Genomic DNA, 429 nt, shown 5'->3' on the forward strand with positions numbered 1-429 from the left:
ATATTGAGATAACCTTTCTGCGGTCTGGACGGGACTCGAACCCGCGACCTCCGGCGTGACAGGCCGGCATTCTAACCAGCTGAACTACCAGACCAATTTCCAGATCTTTAATTACTTAAACTATGCGGTCTGGACGGGACTCGAACCCGCGACCTCCGGCGTGACAGGCCGGCATTCTAACCAGCTGAACTACCAGACCGTTTTGTAAGATCTAAGTATTTTCTTAATGCGGTCTGGACGGGACTCGAACCCGCGACCTCCGGCGTGACAGGCCGGCATTCTAACCAGCTGAACTACCAGACCGTTTTATTAAGATCTAAGTTATGTTTTATAATGCGGTCTGGACGGGACTCGAACCCGCGACCTCCGGCGTGACAGGCCGGCATTCTAACCAGCTGAACTACCAGACCAGTATAAAACAAAATCAAT

Annotated in this window: 4 tRNA genes; all 4 read right to left on the reverse strand. The window is 51.5% G+C overall.

Features of this window, described 5'->3' with window-relative positions:
• Window positions 1-20: 20 nt before the first annotated feature.
• Window positions 21-94, reverse strand: a tRNA-Asp gene (locus tag OM075_RS25675).
• A gap of 31 nt (window positions 95-125) precedes the next feature.
• Window positions 126-199, reverse strand: a tRNA-Asp gene (locus tag OM075_RS25680).
• A gap of 30 nt (window positions 200-229) precedes the next feature.
• Window positions 230-303, reverse strand: a tRNA-Asp gene (locus OM075_RS25685).
• A gap of 33 nt (window positions 304-336) precedes the next feature.
• Window positions 337-410: transfer RNA gene (locus tag OM075_RS25690), tRNA-Asp, on the reverse strand.
• Window positions 411-429 lie beyond the last annotated feature (19 nt).

This window comes from Plebeiibacterium sediminum (genome assembly GCF_026013605.1).
In the GTDB taxonomy this organism is placed as follows: domain Bacteria; phylum Bacteroidota; class Bacteroidia; order Bacteroidales; family Marinilabiliaceae; genus Saccharicrinis; species Saccharicrinis sediminus.